The 19,827-nt window shown below is 62.3% G+C and carries 24 protein-coding genes; 14 read left to right on the plus strand and 10 right to left on the minus strand.

The features are described 5' to 3' along the window. Positions 1-23 precede the first annotated feature (23 nt). Positions 24-278: a DUF2171 domain-containing protein gene (locus AC0L3H_RS18340; protein WP_473586396.1), complete on the minus strand. Its 255-nt coding sequence runs from the start codon at positions 276-278 to the stop codon at positions 24-26. Between the two features lie 243 nt (positions 279-521). On the opposite strand from AC0L3H_RS18340, the gene AC0L3H_RS18345 reads away from it, so the two are divergent. From AC0L3H_RS18345 to purB, 3 genes are read left to right on the plus strand one after another with little or no spacing between them, the layout of a single operon-like run. After that, positions 522-1,247, plus strand: a complete 726-nt coding sequence (locus tag AC0L3H_RS18345) for a DUF2259 domain-containing protein (protein ID WP_473586397.1) — start codon at positions 522-524, stop codon at positions 1,245-1,247. Further along, on the plus strand, positions 1,244-1,762 hold the full coding sequence (locus AC0L3H_RS18350; protein ID WP_287120352.1) for a hypothetical protein: 519 nt from the start codon (positions 1,244-1,246) through the stop codon (positions 1,760-1,762). The genes AC0L3H_RS18345 and AC0L3H_RS18350 overlap by 4 nt, the downstream gene beginning before the upstream one ends. Positions 1,763-1,821: 59 nt before the next feature. Continuing rightward, positions 1,822-3,129 carry an adenylosuccinate lyase gene (gene purB / locus AC0L3H_RS18355; protein ID WP_473586398.1) on the plus strand — a complete coding sequence of 436 codons (1,308 nt, stop codon included), beginning with the start codon at positions 1,822-1,824 and terminating at the stop codon, positions 3,127-3,129. Positions 3,130-3,306: 177 nt separating this feature from the next. Here purB and AC0L3H_RS18360 read toward each other — a convergent pair whose 3' ends face one another. Continuing rightward, complete coding sequence (locus tag AC0L3H_RS18360; protein ID WP_473586399.1) at positions 3,307-4,119, minus strand: VOC family protein; 813 nt, start codon at positions 4,117-4,119, stop codon at positions 3,307-3,309. Positions 4,120-4,425: 306 nt separating this feature from the next. Between AC0L3H_RS18360 and AC0L3H_RS18365 the strand changes: the two genes are divergently transcribed. Then, complete coding sequence (locus tag AC0L3H_RS18365; protein WP_023798242.1) at positions 4,426-4,974, plus strand: RBBP9/YdeN family alpha/beta hydrolase; 549 nt, start codon at positions 4,426-4,428, stop codon at positions 4,972-4,974. On the opposite strand, the gene AC0L3H_RS18370 is transcribed toward AC0L3H_RS18365, so the two are convergent. Beyond that, positions 4,971-5,744, minus strand: coding sequence for an HpcH/HpaI aldolase family protein (locus AC0L3H_RS18370; RefSeq protein WP_473586400.1), 774 nt, complete (start codon positions 5,742-5,744; stop codon positions 4,971-4,973). The two genes, AC0L3H_RS18365 and AC0L3H_RS18370, sit on opposite strands and share 4 nt — an antisense overlap. Positions 5,745-5,956: 212 nt before the next feature. After that, positions 5,957-6,277, minus strand: a complete 321-nt coding sequence (locus AC0L3H_RS18375) for a DUF1476 domain-containing protein (RefSeq protein WP_091591813.1) — start codon at positions 6,275-6,277, stop codon at positions 5,957-5,959. A gap of 277 nt (positions 6,278-6,554) precedes the next feature. On the opposite strand from AC0L3H_RS18375, the gene purC reads away from it, so the two are divergent. Genes purC through AC0L3H_RS18400 form a run of 5 tightly spaced genes read left to right on the plus strand, consistent with a single transcriptional unit; the run spans position 6,555 to position 9,034 of the window. Further along, a complete protein-coding gene (gene purC, locus AC0L3H_RS18380; RefSeq protein WP_023798245.1) occupies positions 6,555-7,349 on the plus strand; it encodes a phosphoribosylaminoimidazolesuccinocarboxamide synthase in 795 nt (264 codons plus the stop codon). 42 nt (positions 7,350-7,391) lie between these two features. Beyond that, on the plus strand, positions 7,392-7,634 hold the full coding sequence (gene purS, locus AC0L3H_RS18385; protein ID WP_023798246.1) for a phosphoribosylformylglycinamidine synthase subunit PurS: 243 nt from the start codon (positions 7,392-7,394) through the stop codon (positions 7,632-7,634). 18 nt (positions 7,635-7,652) lie between these two features. Beyond that, positions 7,653-7,907 carry a hypothetical protein gene (locus AC0L3H_RS18390; protein ID WP_091591367.1) on the plus strand — a complete coding sequence of 85 codons (255 nt, stop codon included), beginning with the start codon at positions 7,653-7,655 and terminating at the stop codon, positions 7,905-7,907. Next, a complete protein-coding gene (gene purQ / locus AC0L3H_RS18395; protein ID WP_023798248.1) occupies positions 7,904-8,572 on the plus strand; it encodes a phosphoribosylformylglycinamidine synthase subunit PurQ in 669 nt (222 codons plus the stop codon). The genes AC0L3H_RS18390 and purQ overlap by 4 nt, the downstream gene beginning before the upstream one ends. Before the next feature lie 45 nt (positions 8,573-8,617). Beyond that, positions 8,618-9,034 (plus strand): hypothetical protein, encoded by a 417-nt coding sequence (locus AC0L3H_RS18400; RefSeq protein WP_473586401.1) that lies wholly within the window; start codon positions 8,618-8,620, stop codon positions 9,032-9,034. Between the two features lie 39 nt (positions 9,035-9,073). Here the strand turns inward: AC0L3H_RS18400 and AC0L3H_RS18405 are convergent, their stop codons facing one another. Continuing rightward, on the minus strand, positions 9,074-9,319 hold the full coding sequence (locus AC0L3H_RS18405) for a DUF1127 domain-containing protein (protein WP_287247473.1): 246 nt from the start codon (positions 9,317-9,319) through the stop codon (positions 9,074-9,076). A 93-nt stretch (positions 9,320-9,412) separates the two neighbouring features. On the opposite strand from AC0L3H_RS18405, the gene AC0L3H_RS18410 reads away from it, so the two are divergent. From AC0L3H_RS18410 to AC0L3H_RS18430, 5 genes are all read left to right on the plus strand, one after another. Beyond that, complete coding sequence (locus AC0L3H_RS18410; protein WP_473586402.1) at positions 9,413-10,825, plus strand: aminotransferase-like domain-containing protein; 1,413 nt, start codon at positions 9,413-9,415, stop codon at positions 10,823-10,825. A gap of 291 nt (positions 10,826-11,116) precedes the next feature. Next, positions 11,117-13,357, plus strand: coding sequence for a phosphoribosylformylglycinamidine synthase subunit PurL (purL, locus tag AC0L3H_RS18415; RefSeq protein ID WP_473586403.1), 2,241 nt, complete (start codon positions 11,117-11,119; stop codon positions 13,355-13,357). An 80-nt stretch (positions 13,358-13,437) separates the two neighbouring features. Beyond that, a complete protein-coding gene (locus tag AC0L3H_RS18420) occupies positions 13,438-13,671 on the plus strand; it encodes a BolA/IbaG family iron-sulfur metabolism protein (protein ID WP_023798252.1) in 234 nt (77 codons plus the stop codon). A gap of 174 nt (positions 13,672-13,845) precedes the next feature. After that, positions 13,846-14,181: a Grx4 family monothiol glutaredoxin gene (gene grxD / locus AC0L3H_RS18425; RefSeq protein ID WP_023798253.1), complete on the plus strand. Its 336-nt coding sequence runs from the start codon at positions 13,846-13,848 to the stop codon at positions 14,179-14,181. Positions 14,182-14,291: 110 nt separating this feature from the next. Beyond that, on the plus strand, positions 14,292-15,536 hold the full coding sequence (locus AC0L3H_RS18430; RefSeq protein WP_473586404.1) for a multidrug effflux MFS transporter: 1,245 nt from the start codon (positions 14,292-14,294) through the stop codon (positions 15,534-15,536). 13 nt (positions 15,537-15,549) lie between these two features. Here the strand turns inward: AC0L3H_RS18430 and AC0L3H_RS18435 are convergent, their stop codons facing one another. The 5 genes from AC0L3H_RS18435 to AC0L3H_RS18455 form a co-directional block, all read right to left on the minus strand. Then, positions 15,550-15,951: a hypothetical protein gene (locus AC0L3H_RS18435; protein WP_473519574.1), complete on the minus strand. Its 402-nt coding sequence runs from the start codon at positions 15,949-15,951 to the stop codon at positions 15,550-15,552. 101 nt (positions 15,952-16,052) lie between these two features. Next, the gene (gene pldH / locus AC0L3H_RS18440; protein WP_023798256.1) at positions 16,053-16,799 is read right to left on the minus strand and encodes a pyridoxal 4-dehydrogenase, SDR-type; all 747 of its coding nucleotides are present in this window, start codon (positions 16,797-16,799) and stop codon (positions 16,053-16,055) included. Between the two features lie 31 nt (positions 16,800-16,830). Then, positions 16,831-18,009 carry a pyridoxamine--pyruvate transaminase gene (gene ppaT, locus AC0L3H_RS18445; protein WP_473586405.1) on the minus strand — a complete coding sequence of 393 codons (1,179 nt, stop codon included), beginning with the start codon at positions 18,007-18,009 and terminating at the stop codon, positions 16,831-16,833. A gap of 25 nt (positions 18,010-18,034) precedes the next feature. After that, a complete protein-coding gene (gene pldA, locus AC0L3H_RS18450; protein WP_027154179.1) occupies positions 18,035-18,841 on the minus strand; it encodes a 4-pyridoxolactonase in 807 nt (268 codons plus the stop codon). A 48-nt stretch (positions 18,842-18,889) separates the two neighbouring features. Further along, positions 18,890-19,825, minus strand: a complete 936-nt coding sequence (locus AC0L3H_RS18455; RefSeq protein WP_473586406.1) for a putative B6 ABC transporter permease subunit 1 — start codon at positions 19,823-19,825, stop codon at positions 18,890-18,892. Between the last annotated feature and the right edge of the window lie 2 nt (positions 19,826-19,827).

Here is a 19,827-nt window from a genome sequence, read left to right on the forward strand (position 1 = left end):
ATGCGGGCTGCCGTGGCCCGTCATCAGGTGGGGTCGGATTTTTCCTCCTCGAACGTGACCGCGACATCCGAATTTGCCGACAGCCGCACTTTCTGGCCCTCGACTTCGGCGACGAGGCTGAGCGGAATGAAGTGGTGATGCCCCCTGTGGGCGCCCTCGCCGCTGTCGCGCTTGGTCAGCTTGATTCGTTGTCCCTCAACTTTGTCGACAGTGCCGACATGGACGCCGTCGGCGCCGATCACTTCCATATGTTCGCGAATGGTGGCTGCATCGGTCATTGTGGGTTCTCCATTAGAGCGCCGCGCGTCCTTTTGGACGCGCAAAGGACGCCCTAACACTTTAAATCAACGCATCGTACTTTCCGAAAATCGATTCCGATTTTCGGGTCGATGCGGTGAAGCTGCCAACATAAACAAATGACGGCACGATTGGATGCATCGGATTGCGTCTCAGAGGGCACGACGTTTTGACGATGTCGTGATAGTGATCGAAACAACGCTGGCTGCTCAAACGGAAATCCGATGCGAATTCTCGTCCTGTTTGCTGTGTCCTTCCTTGCCCAGTTTGCAACTTCGCTCGCCGCGCATGCCGGCGATGTTGCCGAGCTTGAAATCCTCGGCTTCACCGGGGATGGCGGCGCCTTCGCCTTCGAGGAGTACGGTGTCCAGGACGGGTCGGGGTTTCCCTATGCCAATCGCTATTACATCAACACCGCCGACGACAGTTTTCTCAAGGGCACACCGATCAGGGTGCGGCTTGACGACGAGAACGCAACGCTCGACGCGGCGCGTCTTGCAGCCCGGCAGAAAGGTGAAGCTATCATCAAACAGGCGGAATTGACGGCGAATCGCGGCATCACCGCCGGCTCCAACCCGGTGACCGAGCTTTCGGCCGATCCGTTCCGCATGGTGGTCAACCCGCGGCCGATCTTTTCGCCGGTCGATGATCCGCTCGAGTTCCGACTCGACGAGATCGGCATGAACGATACCGAAACCTGCCAAAACCTTGGCGAGATCAACGGCTTTCGGCTGTTGCGCATCGAGGCGAAAGGCGGCGGCAAGACTGAACTCCTGCACGAAGACAAGTCGATCCCCAAAAGCAGAGGCTGCCCGAAAGGCTATCGAATCGGCGCGGTGCAGACATTTTCCATGCAGGGCCTCAGCGCCTATGCCGTGCTGATCGCGGTGCGCCAGTACGGCTTCGAAGGGCCTGACTATCGCTGGATCGCCGTGACCGGCCGGCTGTGACGTCGCTCCCCGCCATACGCAACGGCGTCCTGGTTCGCATCCGCAAGGCCTTGCCGTCGCCGTCCGCCGCAGTTTGCGGCGCCCTGCTGTGGGCCGCCGCGATGGGCGCCAGCGCACTTGTCAATCTGCTGCTGGATGACTGGGTGACCCCGGCAAATATCCGCTTCGTCTCGTTGCTCTATGCGGCGGGCGGTGCGCTGGCCTTTCCGGTTGGCCTGTTCCTGGCGCGGCTCGTCTCGCTCGGGCGGCATTGGCAAGTGGCCTTGGCGGCCGCGTTTGTCTGCCTTCTTGCCACCACGATCGGCTTCACCGGTGGGCTCTTTGCGCTGCAATACCGTTCCTACTATGCCCAGTGGCATGAACCTGCACTGACCATTGGCTGGTCCATCCAGTTCGTGCACACCATGGCAACGGCGTTCTATCAATTCATCGTGCTGGGTATCCGGCTTTATTTTCCGCTCGGTTTCATCGCGCTTGCTCTCGCCAGCATCTGGTTTGCGCGGCAGCAGCGTTGAGCATTTTGTCTGCCTCTGTTACGACGCGGGCGAACGCCCTCGCAAGTCAGGACTGACCGATGATCCCTCGCTACTCCCGGCCGGAAATGGTGGCCATCTGGTCGCCCGAAACCCGGTTCCGCATCTGGTTCGAGATCGAGGCCTACGCTTGCGACGCGCTGGCCGAGCTCGGCGTGATCCCGAAGGAGGCCGCCAAAACGATCTGGGAAAAAGGCGGAGCCGCCAGGTTCGACGTCGAGGCGATCGACGAGATCGAGCGCGTCACCAAGCACGACGTCATCGCCTTCCTCACCCACCTCGGCGAATTCGTCGGTCCGGACGCCCGCTTCATTCATCAGGGCATGACCTCCTCGGACGTTCTCGACACCTGCTTTGCCGTGCAGCTCACCCGCGCCAGCGACATCCTTCTGGCCGACATCGACGGCCTGCTTGCGGCGCTCAAGCACCGCGCCTTCGAACACAAGGACACCGTCACCATCGGTCGCAGTCACGGCATCCATGCCGAGCCGACCACCTTCGGCGTGAAGCTGGCGCAGGCTTATGCCGAATTCTCGCGCTGCCGCGAGCGGCTGGTGCACGCGCGCGAGGATATTGGGACATGCGCCATATCAGGTGCAGTCGGCAGCTTCGCCAATATCGATCCCTATGTCGAAGAACATGTGGCGAAGCAACTCGGATTGAAGCCGGAGCCGGTGTCGACGCAGGTGATCCCGCGCGACCGCCATGCGATGTTCTTTGCGACGCTCGCTGTCATCGCCTCGTCGATCGAACGGCTGGCGACGGAAATCCGCCATCTGCAGCGCACCGAGGTGCTGGAGGCCGAAGAGTATTTTTCGCCCGGGCAAAAGGGCTCGTCAGCGATGCCGCACAAGCGTAACCCGGTGCTGACCGAAAACCTCACCGGGCTTGCGCGCATGGTGCGTTCGTTCGCGCTGCCGGCGATGGAGAACGTGGCGCTCTGGCATGAGCGCGACATTTCGCATTCGTCGGTCGAGCGCATGATTGGCCCGGATGCGACTGTGACGCTCGATTTCGCGCTATCGCGGCTGACCAGTGTCATCGACAGATTGCTCGTCTATCCCGACAACATGCTGAAGAACATGAACAAGTTCCGCGGCCTCGTGCATTCGCAGCGTGTGCTGCTGGCTCTGACCCAGGCCGGCGTCAGCCGTGAGGACGCCTACCGGCTGGTGCAGCGAAACGCCATGAAGGTATGGGAGCAAGGCGCTGATTTCCTTGATGAACTTTTGGCCGACAAGGAGGTCACCGCAGCCTTGCCCGAGGCCGAAATTCGTGAAAAATTCGACCTTGGCTATCATACCAAGCATGTCGACACGATCTTCAAACGGGTGTTCGGAGAAGCGTGAGGCCACGCGGTTTTGACCGGTCCCAGCCGGCGGTTCCAAGCTGGAGCACCCCTCATCGGACCGCGGAGCCTGTCCTCGGGCTTTCCGAAGGCAAGACCCGTGGCGGCCACCTTCTCCCACAAACAAGGGGAGAAGGTAAGACGGCCTCGACCTCGCCGCACCGTCAGGTTCGAATAATCAAGCCTTGCCGGGAACGGTCCTGATCACCGTTCCCCACGGGTCCTCGCGCGTCGCTGCATCAGTCACATTGTCGGACCGCATTTCGACCCAGGCGAGGCCGGACCGGGAAGGATCGCGACGGCCGGCGCCGGCGCTCTGCCACGAATTGGCGCCGATGTGGTGGTGGTAGCCGCCTGATGACAGGAACACCGCCGCGCCACCATATTTCGCCATGGTATCGAAGCCGAATTCCTGGTGCCACCAGGCCTCGGCGTCTTCCGGCCGTCCGACGCGCAGATGGACATGGCCGATGATGCTGTTGTCCGGCATGCCCTGCCAGGCGGCATCGCCGGCCGGCACGTCGGCGACGACCGACGAAATGTTGAGCCGTTCGGTCGCCATCGCTATCTTGTCACCATTCCACTTCCAGTCCTCATGGCGGCGGTCGGAATAGATCTCGATGCCGTTGCCTTCGGGATCGTTCAGGTAGAGCGCCTCGCTGACCAGATGGTCGGAAGCGCCGTCGATGCCGATATTGTTGGCGATGGCGTGGTTGATCCAGCGCCCGAGGTCGGCCCGGCTGGGCAGCAGGAAGGCAGTATGAAACAGGCCGGCGCTGCGCGGATCGTCAGGCTTCGCCGCTGCATCCGCTTCGATGTCGAGCAAGGGACGATTGGCGGCGCCCAGCGTGATAGTGCCCCCGGCGCGGCTCAGTTCCCGCAGACCGACGACGTTGCGATAATAGGCAGCGAGATTTTCGGCATCGCGCGCGCGCAACCCGACTCGGGCAACACTGACCGGGGTCGTGGCGGCAAAGGGCAGTTCGCTCATGAAAGTCTCCGTTTGGGCGGCCTTCGACGAAATCCCCAAAACCAGGAGCCCGGCGCTACCTACCATTGTTCGTCGTGTCAGTTCCAAATCCCGGGTCTCATGTACACGGCAGTTTCCTCTCCCGATGACAGATCGTCGATCGCGATCGTTCACACAAGACGGCAAGAAGCGAACATGGTGTTCACTATTTGTGAGTATTGCACGGGTCAGACCCAGTTTTGCGCATGATCTTGTCCAAAAACCGCTTCACACCTTTTGGGATCATGCGCGGTTGCACGAAACCGTGTCCCTCGCTACATGCGCGCCATGAAAGTCAGGGATGCAGACATTCTCATCGTGCCGGGCTACACCAATTCCGGTCCCGACCATTGGCAGAGCCGCTGGCAATCGAAATTGTCGACGGCGCGGCGCGTCGAGCAGGCGGAATGGTCGAAGCCAGTGCGCGAAGACTGGACGGCGAGCGTGGCGAAGGCGGTCAACGAGGCCGAGCGACCGGTCGTCATCGTCGCGCACTCACTCGGCGTCGCTGCCGTGATCCAGGCAATGCCGCAGTTCCAGCGTCCGGTCGCCGGAGCCTTCTTCGTGGCGCCGCCCGACGTCGCCAACCCAGAGATAAAACCCAGGCACCTGATGACCTTCGGACCTTATCCGCGCGAGCCGCTGGCATTTCCCTCGGTGGTGATCGCCAGCCGCAACGACCCGTTCTGCACCTTCGAGGTGGCCGAGGACATTGCCGGCGCCTGGGGCTCGCTGTTCATCGACGCCGGCGAGGCCGGACATCTCAACGCCGATGCCGGCTTCGGCCCGTGGCCGGAAGGCTCGATGACTTTTGCGAAATTCCTGACCGACCTTTAGGGGCCTATCGAGTCCCTCACGCTCTTCAGCAGGGTCTTTGCCCCCAGGCCGATCAGCGCATGCTCGGAGCCCATCGCCAGCAGCCGGTAGCCCATCGACACCACACGGCCGGCGATGGCCGGCTCGATGACGTAGATCGCGGCATGCTTGCCGGCCTTGCGCGTCCGCTCGGCGATCGAGGCGACTGTTTCCATCATGCTTTCGAGCGTCGAGTTGACGGCGGCGCCGTTCGACCAGGCAATCGAAAAATCCGATGGGCCTAGGAAGATGCCGTCGATACCCGGCGTGTCGAGGATGCCGTCGAGTGCATCGAGCGCGGCGCGCGTCTCGACCATGGCGAAGGCCATGGTGCGCGCGTTGCTGTCGCGCAGCCAGTCGGCATAGTCGCCCTTGCCATGACGCGGAAAGGCATAAGTCGGGCCCCAGGAGCGCTCGCCGAGCGGCGGATACTTCATGGCGGCAGCGAACAGCCTGGCATCCGCCACCGAATTCACCATCGGCGCAATCACCGCCTCGGCGCCGAAATCGAGCGCGCGGCTGGCCATGTCGAAGCGGCCAACCGGAATGCGCACCAGCGCCGGTTTGTTGGCGGCCAGCACCGGCCCAAGGCCGCGCAGCACGCTGTCCTCATGATGTCCGCCATGCTGCATGTCGAGCGTGACGGCATCGAACCCCTGTCTGGCAAGAATCTCGACCGTCAGGGCATCAGGCACGCCGGACCATGCGGTGCACAAGGTTTCATCGGCCGCAAGGCGTGACTTGAGGGACATGGGCGCCTTCCTTATTCGACCTCGCATCGGCCCAAAATCGCCGACAAAGTCGGCCCGACGCGAGGAGTCAAAGTTTTAGAGCGTACTTTCCGAATGGATGCACGTCGCTCTAATGCAGTTCAGCCGGAAACAGCTGCAAAGGCAAAGAAAAACCGCCCGGAGGGGCGAGGCGGTCGATTGGTCCAGCGTGTCGATTGGCTAAGAGCAAAGGGTCAGGTGTTCTTGATCTGCTCGATTGCCTGCGCCATCAGATCGTCCATGGTGCGGCGAATCTGGTGGTCCGACTGGACGACCCCGGCTTCGTCGAAATCCTTGCGGATCTTGCGGAAAACGTCGTGGTCGCCGGCTTCCTCGATATCGGCGAGGACGACCTGGCTGGCATAGGCTTCGGCGTCGGCCCCGGCCTTGCCGAGCTTTTCGGCGGCCCACAGGCCGAGCGCCTTGTTGCGGCGGGCCGCAGCCTTGAACCGGAGTTCCTCGTCGATTACGAACTTGCGCTCGAAGCCCTCCTCGCGATCTTTCATGCTGCTCATGGCATCCCTCCGGTCAAATCCGATTTGGTTGGCAGTCGAAATATGTGTCTTGCCCAGCACAAACCAAAAGGCCGCGGGCCGGTCAATATGCTACATCACTTGCTGCGCTGCGGCATTTCATTCCGGAAAGCGGTGATTGAAAGGATTTGCCGATTGAGCAAACACTGCGATTGGGATAGACACCGGCATTGAACCCCTACCGTTGCCGCACTAATTTAGGCGTACGGACAGGAACTGGTCGCTTGCCGCCTGCCCGGAAATCCAGAGAAAAGATCAGATGAAAAATCGCCGCCGCATTTATGAAGGCAAGGCCAAGATCCTCTATGAGGGCCCTGAGCCGGGAACACTGATCCAGTTCTTCAAGGACGACGCGACCGCTTTCAACAAGAAGAAGCACGAAATCGTCGATGGCAAGGGCGTGCTCAACAACCGCATTTCCGAGCACATCTTCAACCATCTCAACCGGATGGGCATTCCGACCCATTTCATCCGCCGGCTCAACATGCGCGAGCAGCTGATCAAGGAAGTCGAGATCATCCCGCTCGAGGTGGTCGTGCGCAATGTCGCCGCCGGCTCGCTAGCCAAGCGTCTCGGCATCGAGGAAGGCACCGTGCTGCCGCGCTCGATCATCGAATTCTATTACAAGGCCGATGCGCTCGACGACCCAATGGTGTCTGAAGAGCACATCACCGCTTTCGGCTGGGCAAGCCCGCAGGAGATCGACGACGTCATGGCGCTGGCCATCCGCGTCAACGACTTCCTCTCCGGCTTGTTCATGGGCGTCGGCATCCAGCTTGTCGACTTCAAGATCGAATGTGGCCGGCTGTTCGAAGGCGACATGATGCGCATCGTCGTTGCCGACGAGATCTCGCCGGACTCGTGCCGTCTGTGGGACGTGGCGACCCAGGACAAGCTCGACAAGGATCGATTCCGCCGCGACATGGGCGGTCTGGTCGAAGCCTATCAGGAAGTCGCCCGCCGCCTCGGCATCATGAACGAGAACGAGCCGCCGCGTCCCGCCGGGCCGGTGCTCGTCGCCTCGACCGATGGCCTCAAAGGCAAGCCGCACTGAGATTTCTTGCCGCTCAACACGTCGAACAGGAGCATGTCCAGCGTGATCAAGGCCCGCATTACCGTCACTCTCAAGAACGGCGTGCTCGACCCGCAAGGCAAGGCGATCGAACACGCATTGTCCGGGATGGGCTTTGACGGCGTCGGCCAGGTTCGGCAGGGCAAGGTTTTCGACGTCGAGCTTGCTGAGAGCGACAAGGCCAAGGCCGAAGCCGATCTCAAAGCCATGTGCGACAAGCTTCTGGCGAATACGGTGATTGAGAACTATAGTGTGGCCATTACCTGAGGTTGTGCCGGAGGGCAGATGGCCGAGATTGATGGAAGCTTGATATTTGAAGTCCTCAAGTCCATTCAGTCGCGTCTGGACAGGATGGATTTGACGCTCGGGGAGGTAAAGTCCGAGCTTGGCTCTATCCGCGGCCATCTCATCGCCACCGAGGGCGACGTGAAGAACATTTATGGCGTGCTGGCTCGCCAGGACGAGCGCCTGGAACATATTGAACGCCGCTTAGACCTGCGCGAGCTTGCCGAAGCCCAGAGGCCTTACGAACCGAAATGAAATCAGCCGTTGTTCTTCTCCCGGGCCTCAACCGTGACCGCGACATGATCGCGGCGCTGACCAAAATTTCGGGAACGCCGCCGGTCACCGTCTGGCAGACCGACACCGAAATCCCCGATGTCGATCTGATCGCCATTCCCGGCGGCTTCTCCTTCGGCGATTACCTGCGCTGCGGCGCCATTGCCGCGCGCATGCCGGTGATGCGGGCGGTCGCCGAAAAGGCGGCCAAGGGCGTGATGGTCATCGGCGTCTGCAACGGCTTCCAGATCCTGGTCGAGGCCGGCCTCTTGCCGGGCGCCTTGATGCGCAACACGTCGCTGAAATTCGTCTGCCGACAGGTCAAGCTGCAGATCGCCAACGCCAACACAATGTTCACCCGCCGCTACCAGCCGGGCCAGATCATCCGCTCGCCGGTGGCGCATCATGACGGCAATTACTTTGCCGACGCCGAGACGCTGCGCAGGCTCGAAGGCGAAGGCCAAGTCGTGTTCCGCTATGCCGAAGGCACCAATCCCAACGGCTCGATCAACGACATTGCCGGCATCATCAACGGCCAGGGCAATGTGCTCGGCCTGATGCCGCATCCCGAGAACCTGATCGAAGCGGCGCATGGCGGCAGCGACGGCCGGGCGCTGTTCGAAAGCGCGCTTGGCATCGCCGCTTGATATCTTCAGCGTTCATCTTTTTTCCGAATTCGAAATAGGCGCCGCATGAGCCCGAGACAGACGATCGCCCGCCTCGCTCTTGTCGCCGCCGCCGGCCTTGTGCTCGCCTCCTGCCAGTCGAAGCCGAAGAGCGCGCCGGCGCCTTCTGGCAAGAGCGCGGCGCTGCTTGCCATGGAACAGGTGGCGATCGCCGCCCACAAATGCTGGATCGCCAGCAAGGATCCCGCCTTCAAGCCCTATCAGATGGCCAACGAGCTGAATTCGTTCACCGGCACGCCGCGCTTCCTGCTGGTCCCGGTCAAGCATTATGGCGGAAAGCCGTTGCTGGTCGTGCAGGCACAGGGCAATTCACGCCGGGTGGACGTGTACGGTCCGCTGATGGCCGAACCGCTCGGCGCACGCATCAGTTCTGACATTGCCCGCTGGCAGGCTGGCAATCCGGCCTGCGGTGCGGCTGCATAGGGAAGTGAGCCGCTGCCTGCAGTCGAAGCCGGCGTATTCTCAGTCCCAGAACGGCCTCAGACCCTCACGATGGGCGTCGGCACGCGAGATGCCGATATCCCTAAGCTGATCGTCGGTCATCTCCAGCAAGACCAGCCGGCTGCGCCGGCGGTCCAGCAGGTTGCCGATCCGGTTTGCGAGTGAATTGACCATTCGCACCAGGCGACGGACATAGCCTTGCCGGCCTGACGGGCGGGCTCCGGGCAACCCAGCTCTCATGTAACGGATTGTATCGATTGCAGCCATTTTCTTGCTACCAGAATTCGAGATTGTATCTATTTGTTGCGCGGTCACATATGTATTGACTCTCAAAACGGTGCAATATAGAAAATTGTCACCATGACAAATTGGCTTCCCGACCTTTCCGCCAGCTCCGGGCCGCTCTATCAGCGGCTTGCAGATTCCATCGAAACGGATATCGACCGTGGCGTAATTGCCGCCGGGGCAAAACTGCCGCCGCAGCGCGATCTGGCATATGACATCGACACGACCGTCGGCACGGTCGGCAGGGCCTACCAATTGTTGCGCGAGCGGGGCCTGGTGAGCGGCGAAGTCGGACGCGGAACCTATGTGCTTGGCCGGCATGACACCAAGACCGATCTGCTGGCGCCCGACCCGCAGGTGGAAGGCACGCGCTATATCGATGCGCCTCGCGGCAAACTGCGCTTCGACAGCACGGCTGCGCCTGATACCGGCCAGGGCGCCATTGTCGCCGATGTGCTTTCGCGCACGGCGCAGGAGCATCCGTACGAGATTTCAAGCTATACGCGGGATTTTCCCAACCGCTGGGTCGAGGCCGGCTGCAGCTGGCTGTCGCGAAATTCGTTTCGCCCAAGCCCCGATGGCATCGTTCCGACGCTCGGCACCCATGCCGCGGTTATGGCGGCGATTGCCGCGCTGACCACGCCCGGCGACTATATCGTCTTCGAGCACCTCACCTATTCGCAGATTTCTCGCAGCGCCGGCCTGATCGGCCGCCGCACCGCGCTGGTGACGTCGGACGCGGAAGGGCTCGATCCAGAGGATTTCGAGCGCGTCTGCGCGCAAAAACACCCGAAAATGATGTTCCTGATGCCGACGGCACAGAACCCCACACTGGTGACGCTGTCGGCGACGCGCCGCGAGGCCATCGCGCGCGTCGCGCGCGAATACAATGTCATCCTGATCGAGGACGATCTCTATGGCGATCTGACCGACGACCCGACGCCGCTCCTGGCCGAATATGCCCCCGAACGGACCATCGTTGCCGGCGGCCTGTCGAAATCGGTTGCGGCCGGCGTTCGCGGCGGCTGGCTCGCTTGTCCGCCGGCCTATCGCCACCGGATCCGGGTCGCTCACAAGATGCTGACGGGTGGCCTCCCCTTCCTGCTGGCGGAAGTGTGTAGCCGACTGGTTCTGTCCGGCCAGGCCAGCGAGATGCGCAAGCGCAGCATCGTCGAGATCAACGCGCGCGTGGCGATCGTGCGCGAGACACTAGCCGGGTTCGACTTCAACGCACTAGACAATGTGCCCTTCGTCTGGCTCACCCTGCCCGATCCATGGCTTTCCGGCACCTTCAAGAACGCCTGTCTCGAACATGGCGTGCTCATCGACGATGAGGACGAGTTCAAGGCCGGGCGTTCCGAGCAGGTTTTTCACGGCGTGCGGTTTGGCGTTTCACAGCCGGAGCGACGAGAGGACATCGCGGGCGGCGTCGGCGTGATCCGGCGGCTGCTGGACGAGGGCCGCGCCGGCTACGACAGTTTCTCCTGAACCGGCTTGAAACCGGCGGGCCGAATGGCGATCTTTCGCTACTTGCTGCACCGAGACCGTTTGGAAACTCTACTCTGGCGGCCATCTGGCGGCGTTTTCTGCGCTTCCGGTGCTCACGGACCTAAATGTCCGCTGCGCGCCGGTTCTCGAAACCACCACCATATGACTCGCCAGAGCGAATTTCGAAAACAGTCTTACCGCTTTCCATCGTTTTTCGTCGCTTGATGGGTGTATCGGCTGCAAAGCTTGCGATAAGACGGGACTCGATCCCAAGGACATAAATTGCCGCCCATGACCATTTCCAATTCCGTGCCGATCACTCCGGAACTCATTGCCGCGCACGGGCTGAAGCCCGACGAATATCAGCGCATCCTCGATCTGGTCGGGCGCGAGCCGAGCTTTACCGAGCTCGGCATCTTTTCGGCGATGTGGAACGAGCACTGCTCGTATAAATCCTCAAAAAAGTGGCTGCGCACGCTGCCCATCACCGGGCCGCAGGTCATCCAGGGCCCGGGCGAGAATGCCGGCGTGGTCGATATCGGCGACGGCGACTGCGTCGTCTTCAAGATGGAGAGCCACAACCACCCCTCCTTCATCGAGCCCTATCAGGGTGCGGCGACCGGCGTCGGCGGCATCCTGCGCGATGTCTTCACCATGGGCGCCCGGCCGATCGCGGCAATGAACGCGCTGCGCTTCGGCGCGCCGAACCATCCCAAGACCAGGCACCTGGTTGCCGGCGTCGTTGCCGGCGTCGGCGGCTACGGCAATTCCTTCGGCGTGCCGACGGTCGGCGGCGAAGTCAATTTCGACGCGCGCTACAATGGCAACATCCTGGTCAACGCCTTTGCGGCGGGGCTGGCCAAGACCGATGCGATCTTCTTGTCGGAAGCCAAGGGCGTCGGCCTGCCGGTCGTCTATCTCGGCGCCAAGACCGGCCGCGACGGTGTCGGCGGCGCCACCATGGCCTCGGCCGAATTCGACGACAGGATCGACGAGAAGCGGCCCACCGTTCAGGTCGGCGACCCGTTCACCGAAAAATGCCTGCTCGAAGCCTGCCTCGAACTGATGGCGTCCGGCGCTGTCATCGCCATCCAGGACATGGGTGCTGCCGGCCTCACCTGCTCGGCGGTCGAGATGGGCGCCAAGGGCGACCTCGGCATCGAGCTCGACCTCGACAAGGTGCCGGTGCGCGAGGAGCGCATGAGCGCCTATGAGATGATGCTGTCGGAGAGCCAGGAGCGCATGCTGATGGTGCTGCGCCCCGAAAAGGAAAAGCAAGCCGAGGCGATCTTCCACAAATGGGGTCTCGACTTCGCCATCGTCGGCAAGACAACCGACGATCTGCGCTTTCGCGTGCTGCACCAGGGCGACGAAGTCGCCAATCTGCCGATCAAGGACCTTGGCGACCAGGCGCCGGAATATGACCGTCCCTGGACCGAGCCGAAGAAGCCGGCGCCGCTGGCGGCCGGCGATGCACCGCAAGCGGATGTCGCCGAGGCGCTGCTGAAACTGCTTGGCGGGCCCGACCTGTCCTCGCGCCGCTGGGTATGGGAACAATACGACACGCTGATCCAGGGCAATTCGCTGCAGCTTCCCGGCGGCGATGCCGGCGTGGTGCGCGTCGAGGGCCATCCGACCAAGGCGCTCGCCTTCTCCTCCGACGTGACGCCGCGCTATTGCGAGGCCGACCCTTACGAGGGCGGCAAGCAGGCGGTGGCCGAATGCTGGCGCAATCTTACCGCCACCGGCGCGCTGCCGCTCGCGGCCACCGACAACCTCAATTTTGGTAATCCGGAACGACCCGAGATCATGGGCCAGTTGGTCGGCGCCGTGAAAGGCATCGGCGACGCCTGCCGCGCGCTCGGCTTTCCGATCGTCTCCGGCAATGTCTCGCTCTACAACGAAACCAACGGGCAAGGCATCTTGCCGACGCCGACCATCGGCGGCGTCGGACTGATCGCCGACTGGTCCCAGATGGCGCGGATCGGCTTTGCCGCCGAGGGCCAGATGATCCTGCTGGTCGGCGCGCCGTCGATGTGGGGAACGCATCTCGCCCAGTCGGCCTATATGCGCGACATCCATGGCCGCACCGATGGCCCGCCGCCGCCGGTCGACCTCGACCACGAAAAGCGCGTCGGCGACCATGTGCGCGCCCTGATCGCCTCCGGCGTCGTCACATCAGCGCATGACGTTTCCGATGGCGGCATTGCCGTCGCGCTGGCCGAAATGGCGATGGCGTCCGGCATCGGCGCAACCGTCCCCGGCCTGGTCGGGACCGACCCGATCCCGGTCTGGTTCGGCGAGGATCAGGGCCGCTACCTCTTGACGCTGTCGATCGATCCGCAAAGCAAGGAATGGGACGCCATTCGCGAACAGCAGAGCAAGCTCGGCATCTTCGCACCGTGGATCGGCTCGACCGGCGGCCGTGAGTTGAAACTTGGCGAGGCACGGGCGATCGCTGTCGGCGAATTGACCGCTGCCCACGAATCCTGGTTTCCTCGCTTCATGGCAAATGAGGTCGTGGACCCTTGATTTGATCGAGCGGGCCCGTTTCGGTGTGGTTCATCCGCCATTTCGATCATATCTATGAGATCTGAACAAGGAATCCTCGCATGGCAATGGACGCGCACGACATCGAACGGTTGATCAAGGAAGGCATTCCGGACGCCAAGGTGACGATTCGCGACCTGGCCGGCGACGGCGACCATTATGCGGCCGAAGTGGTGGCCGAAAGCTTTCGCGGCAAAAGCCGCGTCCAGCAGCATCAGATGGTCTATGACGCGCTGAAGGGCAATATGGGCGGCGTGCTGCACGCGCTCGCACTGCAGACCAGCGTGCCGGAATAAGCTTTTTTAGGGCTTGCTGGCTTGGGAAGATAGCCGTCCGATGCTCTTGGCCCAGGCCATCCTTTGCGCCATTTGCGTGACGAGGGCGGCAAACGTCTTGTTTCAGGCAACCTATGGGTTTATTTGAAAGGGAATGTTTCGAGCCCGACTCCCGCGGGCATGAAAGGATTTTCTATGAGCGGTATCAACGACTACATCGACAGCGAAGTGAAGGCCAACGACGTCGTTCTCTTCATGAAGGGCACGCCCGGTTTTCCGCAATGCGGATTTTCCGGTCAGGTCGTGCAGATCCTCGACTATATCGGGGCCGACTACAAGGGCGTCGACGTGCTGACCTCGGCCGAGCTGCGGCAAGGTATCAAGGAATACTCCAACTGGCCGACAATCCCTCAGCTCTACGTCAAGGGTGAATTCGTCGGCGGTTGCGACATCGTCCGTGAGATGTTCCAGGCTGGCGAACTGCAGACGTTCCTCGTCGAAAAGGGCGTCAGCGTCAAAGGCGCCGCCTGACGAACATTTAGGGCACTTTGCCAAGCTGATTATCTCCCCGGTATCGGGGCACAAGACGAATGAATGCGCCGGTGCGCCGGCGCTTTTTCGTTTGAAGATCGGACTTTGCCGTGGATCAGCATGCAGAAGCGCAGCAACAGGCAAGCACCTTGCCTATTCCGCGCTGGGAATTCATCGCGCTGTGCGCGGCGTTGATGGCGCTCAACTCGCTGGCCATCGACATCATGCTGCCGGCGCTGCAGCAGATCGGCGCCTCGCTGGGCGTGGAAAATGAAAACCACCGCCAATATGTGATTGCCGCCTATATTCTCGGCTTTGGCGGCGGACAGCTCTTCTTCGGACCGATCTCGGACCGCTTCGGACGCCGCGCTCCGCTCGTCGTCGGACTGGTTATCTACGTCGCCGCGGCGAGTGCGGCGGCGATCGCCCCGACATTCGCCACGCTTATCCTGTGCCGGGTGGTGCAAGGCATCGGCGCCGCGGCCACACGCGTCATCGCCGTCTCGATCGTGCGCGACACGTTCGACGGCCGGCGCATGGCCGAAGTCATGTCGCTGATCTTCATGGTGTTCATGGCCATTCCGGTGGTGGCGCCAGGCATCGGCCAGTTCATCATGCTGTTTGCCTCCTGGCACTGGATCTTCATCACCATGGCGGCAGGCGCACTGGTCGTCTCAGCCTGGTCGCTGCTGCGGCTGCCCGAAACGCTGCATCCCGAATATCGCCGGCCGCTGACGGCATCATCCGTCCTTGGCGGTTTCCGCATCGTGCTGACCAATCGCATCGCGCTATGCTATGCCTTCGCCAGCACTTTTGCTTTCGGTGCGATGTTCGGCTTCATCAACTCGGCGCAGCAGATCTATGTCGACGTCTTCGGCGTCGGCGAGATGTTCCCGGTGATTTTTGCAGGGATCGCCGGCGTGCTCTCCTTTTCGAGCTATCTGAATTCGCGCCTTGTCGGCCGCATCGGTATGCGCCGCCTGTCGCAAAGCGCGCTGCTCTTGTTTCTGGCCATCAGCCTCGCCTGGCTGGTCGTTTCCATCCAGATAAAGATGCCGCTCTGGCTTTTCATCACCTTCTTTGCCGGCACGATGGTCCCATTCGGCGCACTCGGCGCGAATTTCAACGCACTCGCAATGGAGCCGCTCGGCCAATTGGCCGGGACGGCGTCGTCCATTCTGGGCTTCATGCAGACCTTCCTCGGCGGCGTGCTCGGCACGCTGATCGGCCAAGCCTTCAACGGCACGGTGACGCCCTTGGCCGCCGGATTCTGCAGCGTTTCGCTTGGCGCATTGGTGATGGTGCTGATCGCCGAGCGCGGCAAATTCTTCCAGCCGCAGAACCCGCCGGTTTAAGGCCGGGCGCGTTTCAGGATTCATCCCCGCTCGCTGCGGTGAAGCGAGGGAACAGCAAACGCCCTGCGATCGCCCCACCCATCCTGTCCGAAACCGGCAGTGGCAGAGCCTTGTCGAGGGCCTCGAGGACGGAGGCGACGAAAGCCCGGTTGAGGCTGCCATCATCCCCCAGACGGGAGTAGGTGGCGCGAGGCTTGCCGATAAGTGTGCCGTTTCGGCGAATTGAGAACTGCAGCGTCAGGGTCATGCCCGCGGTTCCGGGCGGCGGCTCCCAGCAGGCGACGATCGCGGAGAACATCTCGTTTATGGTGTCGACGGGATCGGGACTGCGACAGCCGCGCTCCTGCGATGTTGCCGCGTCAGGACCGGCAACCAGGGCAAGGGTAAGGGCGACAATTGCGGACCGAGGTTTCATCTCGGGTCTCCGGTTTCGCGCGATAAATGTAATCGAATTTATCGACGAAAGCTTCCATCGAGTATCAGCGCTGCGGATGGATCCTTTCAGACGTCGGCGCTTTAGTGGCGCACCATGCCGGCGTCGACGTTCAGCGTCTGGCCGGTGATCCAGCGTGCGTCATCCGAGGCCAGGAACGACACCACATCGGCGATATGTTCCGGCTGCCCTTTGCCTTTCATAGCCTGCAGCATCTCGACGAAGCCGAACGCCTCGTTGTGCGGGCTCGCCTTGACCCCATCGCTCTCGATCAGGCCCGGCGTCACCGCGTTGGCGGTGATGTTGTATTTGCCGAGTTCTGTGGCGAGCGCCCTGGTGAAGCCGATGACGCCGCCCTTGGCCGCGACATAGGCCGCCATGTTCGGCGTGCCGGCAAAGAAGCTGTTGGAGGCGATGCTGATCACCCGGCCGGCCTTGCCGGCGGCACGCATCTGGTCCGTTGCCGCGCGGCTGACGATGAAGGTTCCGGTCAGATTGACGTCGATGATCTTGCGCCAATGGTCGAGGTCGACATCGTCCCAGGCTACGAAGGGCACGATGCTGGCGTTGTTGACCAGGATATCGATGCCACCGGTCAGTGCCTGGATCTCGGCGAACAGCGCCTTGACGGATGCCGGATCGGAGATGTCAGCGGCGATCGCCTTCGCTTTTGCGCCGATCGCCGCCGCCGCCGCTTCGGCGCCTTCCGCATTGATGTCGCTGACGATGACGGTCGCGCCATCGGCGGCCAAGCGCGCGGCGATCGCCTTGCCGATGCCTTGTGCGGCCCCGGTAACCAGGGCGGTCTTTCCCGCAAGCCGTTCAGTCATTTCCGTGCTCCATGTGATCTGTGACTTCATCTCAGGCGTCGGCGTCGATAACGGCGAGCGCCGCGTCGATGCCTTTGCCGACCGCGAGCTTTTCGCCCAAAGCATTCATCGCGCCGCCAAGTGCCGTCAGCGCCGCGATCGCATAGATCGGCTGGGCGGTCGGGCCCATATGGCCGATGCGCGTCAACTTGCCCAATGTCTCGCCCCGGCCCGACGAAAACACCACGCCGTAACGGGCGCGCGCAGCCTGGCGAAGCGCCTCCTCGTCGATGCCTTCGGGCGTTTGGACGGCAGTCGTGGTCGGCGATGCGATGATGTCGCTGGCCGCCCAGATCGACAGACCCATCGCGGCGATGCCGGCGCGCATGGCCTTGGCGGTGAGCGCGTGGCGCGCCCACACCGCCGCCGGTCCCTCATTGAGGTAGAGGTCGAGCGCGACGTCGAGCCCGTTCACTTCCGCGACGGACGGCGTGAACGGAAACGGCTTGTCCTTCGACCACGCATGCTCCCAATCGACGATGCTGAGCATCGATCCGCGTGGTGCTGCCTCGTTGGCCTTCATCTTGGCCCAGGCCCGCTCGCTGACGCCCATCATCGTCAGCCCGGGAGGCGCGCCGAGGCATTTGTTCGGGCCGGTGACATAAATGTCGGCCTTGCAGTCCTCCGGATGCGTTTTCATGCCGCCGAAGGACGAAACGGCGTCGACGATCAGATAGGCGCCATGCGCCGAAACCAGCGCGCCGATGGCATCGATCGGGTTGATGGTGCCCGACGGCGTGTCGTGGTGGCAGACGGAAACGATGCTGATTTCCGGATGCGCTTCCAGCATTGCCGCAACCGCCTGCGGGTCGATCGCCTCGTTATAGGGCACCTCGATTTCGAGCAGATGCGGCGAATAGCGCTTCGCCCAATAACCAAACCCCTTGCCGTAGACGCCCGAGGCAAGGTTGAGCACGACGTCGTCGGGCGTGATCAGGGAGGCTGCCGCGGCCTCCAGGCCAAGCACCGGCTCGCCATGCAGAATGACCGGCTTGTTGGACAGCCGCATCGCCTTCTGCGCCTTGTCGACCACACGCTCGTATAAGAGCTGGAACGCCGGGTCGTAATCGTAGAGCACGGTGCGGCCGAGGCCGCGCAGCACGTCGGGATAGGCGTTCACCGGCCCGGCAGTAAGTGTGATGACCGGTTCGGCGTGTTCGAGATAGCGCATGGTCTTTTCTCCGCGTTGGCGGCGGTCAGCCGTAGAATTGCGTGCCGGTCCGATAGGTCTTGAAGTTTTCCATGTCGTGCGAATACATCAGCTCGGCCCCATAATCCTCGGCGAGCTTCTTCACCTTGCGCATCGAGTTGACACCCGCCACCGGGTCGATGTGGAAGGCCGCCTGGCACAGCGTTTCAAGGCTCTTCTGCGTGTAGGCCGCATCGATGGTGAACATGATCGGCTTGCGCTTGGGAAATTCGACCAGCAAGCTGTAATGGCCGATCGAATGACCGGGCGTCGAGATCAATTTGACACCCCTTGCAAGCTCGACATCGCCGTCAATGCCCTCGAAGGTCGAGTTGGCCCGCGTCGTGCCCTCCAGCAATTGCGCGGTCGCGTCACGCGCTTCGGCAGCCTCCGCCGAAAAGCTCAGATCCGAATAGCCGAGGTGCTCGAAAGGCTGGGGATTGCAAGCCTGCGGCACCTCGGTGCGATGACAGATCTTCTTGGCATGCGGAAAATACTTGTTGCCGCCGCAATGGTCGAAGTGGAAATGCGAATTGACGACGACGTCGATATCCTTCGGCTCGAGGCCGAGCAGCGCCAGGGCGCCGGGAATGGTCTGGTGCTTTTCCTGGATCGGCTTTTCGAAAGGCAGCACCTTCATGACGTGATCGTAGTCGTAGCCGGTGTCGATGAGAAAGCGGCCCTCGGCATGCTCGATCAGGATCGAATAGACGGGAAAGCGCACTTCGCCGCCGGGGCCGCGATTCCAGAACACGTGATAGCCGTCGAGAACGAGCGAGCCACCATCGAGCAGGTAGACCTTGGTATCCGACATTTTGTTCTCTCCTCTGTTGACGCGGGTCCCGTCCGCGCCTGAACCTGATCAGCGCACGCCGCGCTCGTATGGAATGCCGAGCGCTGCCGGCAGGCTGGCCCGCCGGCCGAACAGAACCAGCATGATCATCACCGCCAGGAACGGCAGCATCTGGATGACGTCGGTTGGTATGTTGATGCCGGCCACCTGCATGGCTGTCGTCAGCGACAGGCACACGCCGAACAACAAGGCACCGAACAGCACCCAGACCGGGCGGCCACGCGCCAGCATGGCCAGCACGATTCCGAGAAAGCCCGCGCCATTGGTGATGAAGGGAATGAACAGGCCGGCGCCGACATTGGCGAGAAAGGCGCCGCCAAGCCCTGCCAGCGCTCCAGTCGTCAGCACGGCGATGGTGCGGGTTCGTGCGACGTCGATGCCGGCGACGTCAAGCGCGGCCGGCTTGTCGCCCGCCGCCTGCAGGTTCAGGCCGAGCTGCGTGCGCCGATAGATGTAGCCCATGGCGAAAACCAGTGCGACCGCCAGGTAGACGATCAGATGCTGCCTGAACAACGCCGGCCCGATCACCGGAATGTCCGACAGCAACGGAATGACGGTCACATCCACCGCTGGCAGGCGGGGATAGCTGCGCGAAAACTGGAAATGGTGGAGCAGCGCCGTCAGGCCTTCAAGTCCCAATGTCAGCGCTATGCCGATGACGATCTGGTTCAACCCGATGCGCACGCAAAGCAGCGCCATGACCAGCGCCACGGCGATACCGCCGCCGGCGCCGGTGAGAAAGCCCAGCCATAGCGATCCGGAATAGAAGGCGCCGACGAAGCCGAGATAGGCGCCGGCCAGCATCATGCCTTCGATGCCGATGTTGAGCACGCCGGCCCTTTCGGACATCTGTTCGCCGAGGCCAGCCAGCAGCAGCGGGATCGCCGCGGTGACGGCGCCAAACAAAAGCGCGCTGAGAAAGACTTCGCTGGACAGCCCGGTCATAA

The sequence above is a fragment of the Mesorhizobium sp. WSM4816 genome (assembly GCF_055811535.1).

Excerpts from the sequence above, each read along its gene's own strand:
- AC0L3H_RS18345 (WP_473586397.1), top strand. The coding sequence starts at position 522 with ATGCGAATTCTCGTCCTGTTTGCTGTGTCCTTCCTTGCCCAGTTTGCA.
- pldH (WP_023798256.1), bottom strand. The coding sequence starts at position 16,799 with ATGACTGAACGGCTTGCGGGAAAGACCGCCCTGGTTACCGGGGCCGCA.
- AC0L3H_RS18340 (WP_473586396.1), bottom strand. The coding sequence starts at position 278 with ATGACCGATGCAGCCACCATTCGCGAACATATGGAAGTGATCGGCGCC.
- AC0L3H_RS18410 (WP_473586402.1), top strand. The coding sequence starts at position 9,413 with ATGACAAATTGGCTTCCCGACCTTTCCGCCAGCTCCGGGCCGCTCTAT.
- purB (WP_473586398.1), top strand. The coding sequence starts at position 1,822 with ATGATCCCTCGCTACTCCCGGCCGGAAATGGTGGCCATCTGGTCGCCC.
- AC0L3H_RS18400 (WP_473586401.1), top strand. The coding sequence starts at position 8,618 with ATGAGCCCGAGACAGACGATCGCCCGCCTCGCTCTTGTCGCCGCCGCC.
- AC0L3H_RS18420 (WP_023798252.1), top strand. The coding sequence starts at position 13,438 with ATGGCAATGGACGCGCACGACATCGAACGGTTGATCAAGGAAGGCATT.
- purC (WP_023798245.1), top strand. The coding sequence starts at position 6,555 with ATGAAAAATCGCCGCCGCATTTATGAAGGCAAGGCCAAGATCCTCTAT.
- AC0L3H_RS18390 (WP_091591367.1), top strand. The coding sequence starts at position 7,653 with ATGGCCGAGATTGATGGAAGCTTGATATTTGAAGTCCTCAAGTCCATT.
- purQ (WP_023798248.1), top strand. The coding sequence starts at position 7,904 with ATGAAATCAGCCGTTGTTCTTCTCCCGGGCCTCAACCGTGACCGCGAC.
- grxD (WP_023798253.1), top strand. The coding sequence starts at position 13,846 with ATGAGCGGTATCAACGACTACATCGACAGCGAAGTGAAGGCCAACGAC.
- ppaT (WP_473586405.1), bottom strand. The coding sequence starts at position 18,009 with ATGCGCTATCTCGAACACGCCGAACCGGTCATCACACTTACTGCCGGG.
- AC0L3H_RS18455 (WP_473586406.1), bottom strand. The coding sequence starts at position 19,825 with ATGACCGGGCTGTCCAGCGAAGTCTTTCTCAGCGCGCTTTTGTTTGGC.
- AC0L3H_RS18375 (WP_091591813.1), bottom strand. The coding sequence starts at position 6,277 with ATGAGCAGCATGAAAGATCGCGAGGAGGGCTTCGAGCGCAAGTTCGTA.
- AC0L3H_RS18435 (WP_473519574.1), bottom strand. The coding sequence starts at position 15,951 with ATGAAACCTCGGTCCGCAATTGTCGCCCTTACCCTTGCCCTGGTTGCC.
- AC0L3H_RS18360 (WP_473586399.1), bottom strand. The coding sequence starts at position 4,119 with ATGAGCGAACTGCCCTTTGCCGCCACGACCCCGGTCAGTGTTGCCCGA.
- AC0L3H_RS18405 (WP_287247473.1), bottom strand. The coding sequence starts at position 9,319 with ATGGCTGCAATCGATACAATCCGTTACATGAGAGCTGGGTTGCCCGGA.
- AC0L3H_RS18370 (WP_473586400.1), bottom strand. The coding sequence starts at position 5,744 with ATGTCCCTCAAGTCACGCCTTGCGGCCGATGAAACCTTGTGCACCGCA.
- pldA (WP_027154179.1), bottom strand. The coding sequence starts at position 18,841 with ATGTCGGATACCAAGGTCTACCTGCTCGATGGTGGCTCGCTCGTTCTC.
- AC0L3H_RS18365 (WP_023798242.1), top strand. The coding sequence starts at position 4,426 with ATGAAAGTCAGGGATGCAGACATTCTCATCGTGCCGGGCTACACCAAT.
- purL (WP_473586403.1), top strand. The coding sequence starts at position 11,117 with ATGACCATTTCCAATTCCGTGCCGATCACTCCGGAACTCATTGCCGCG.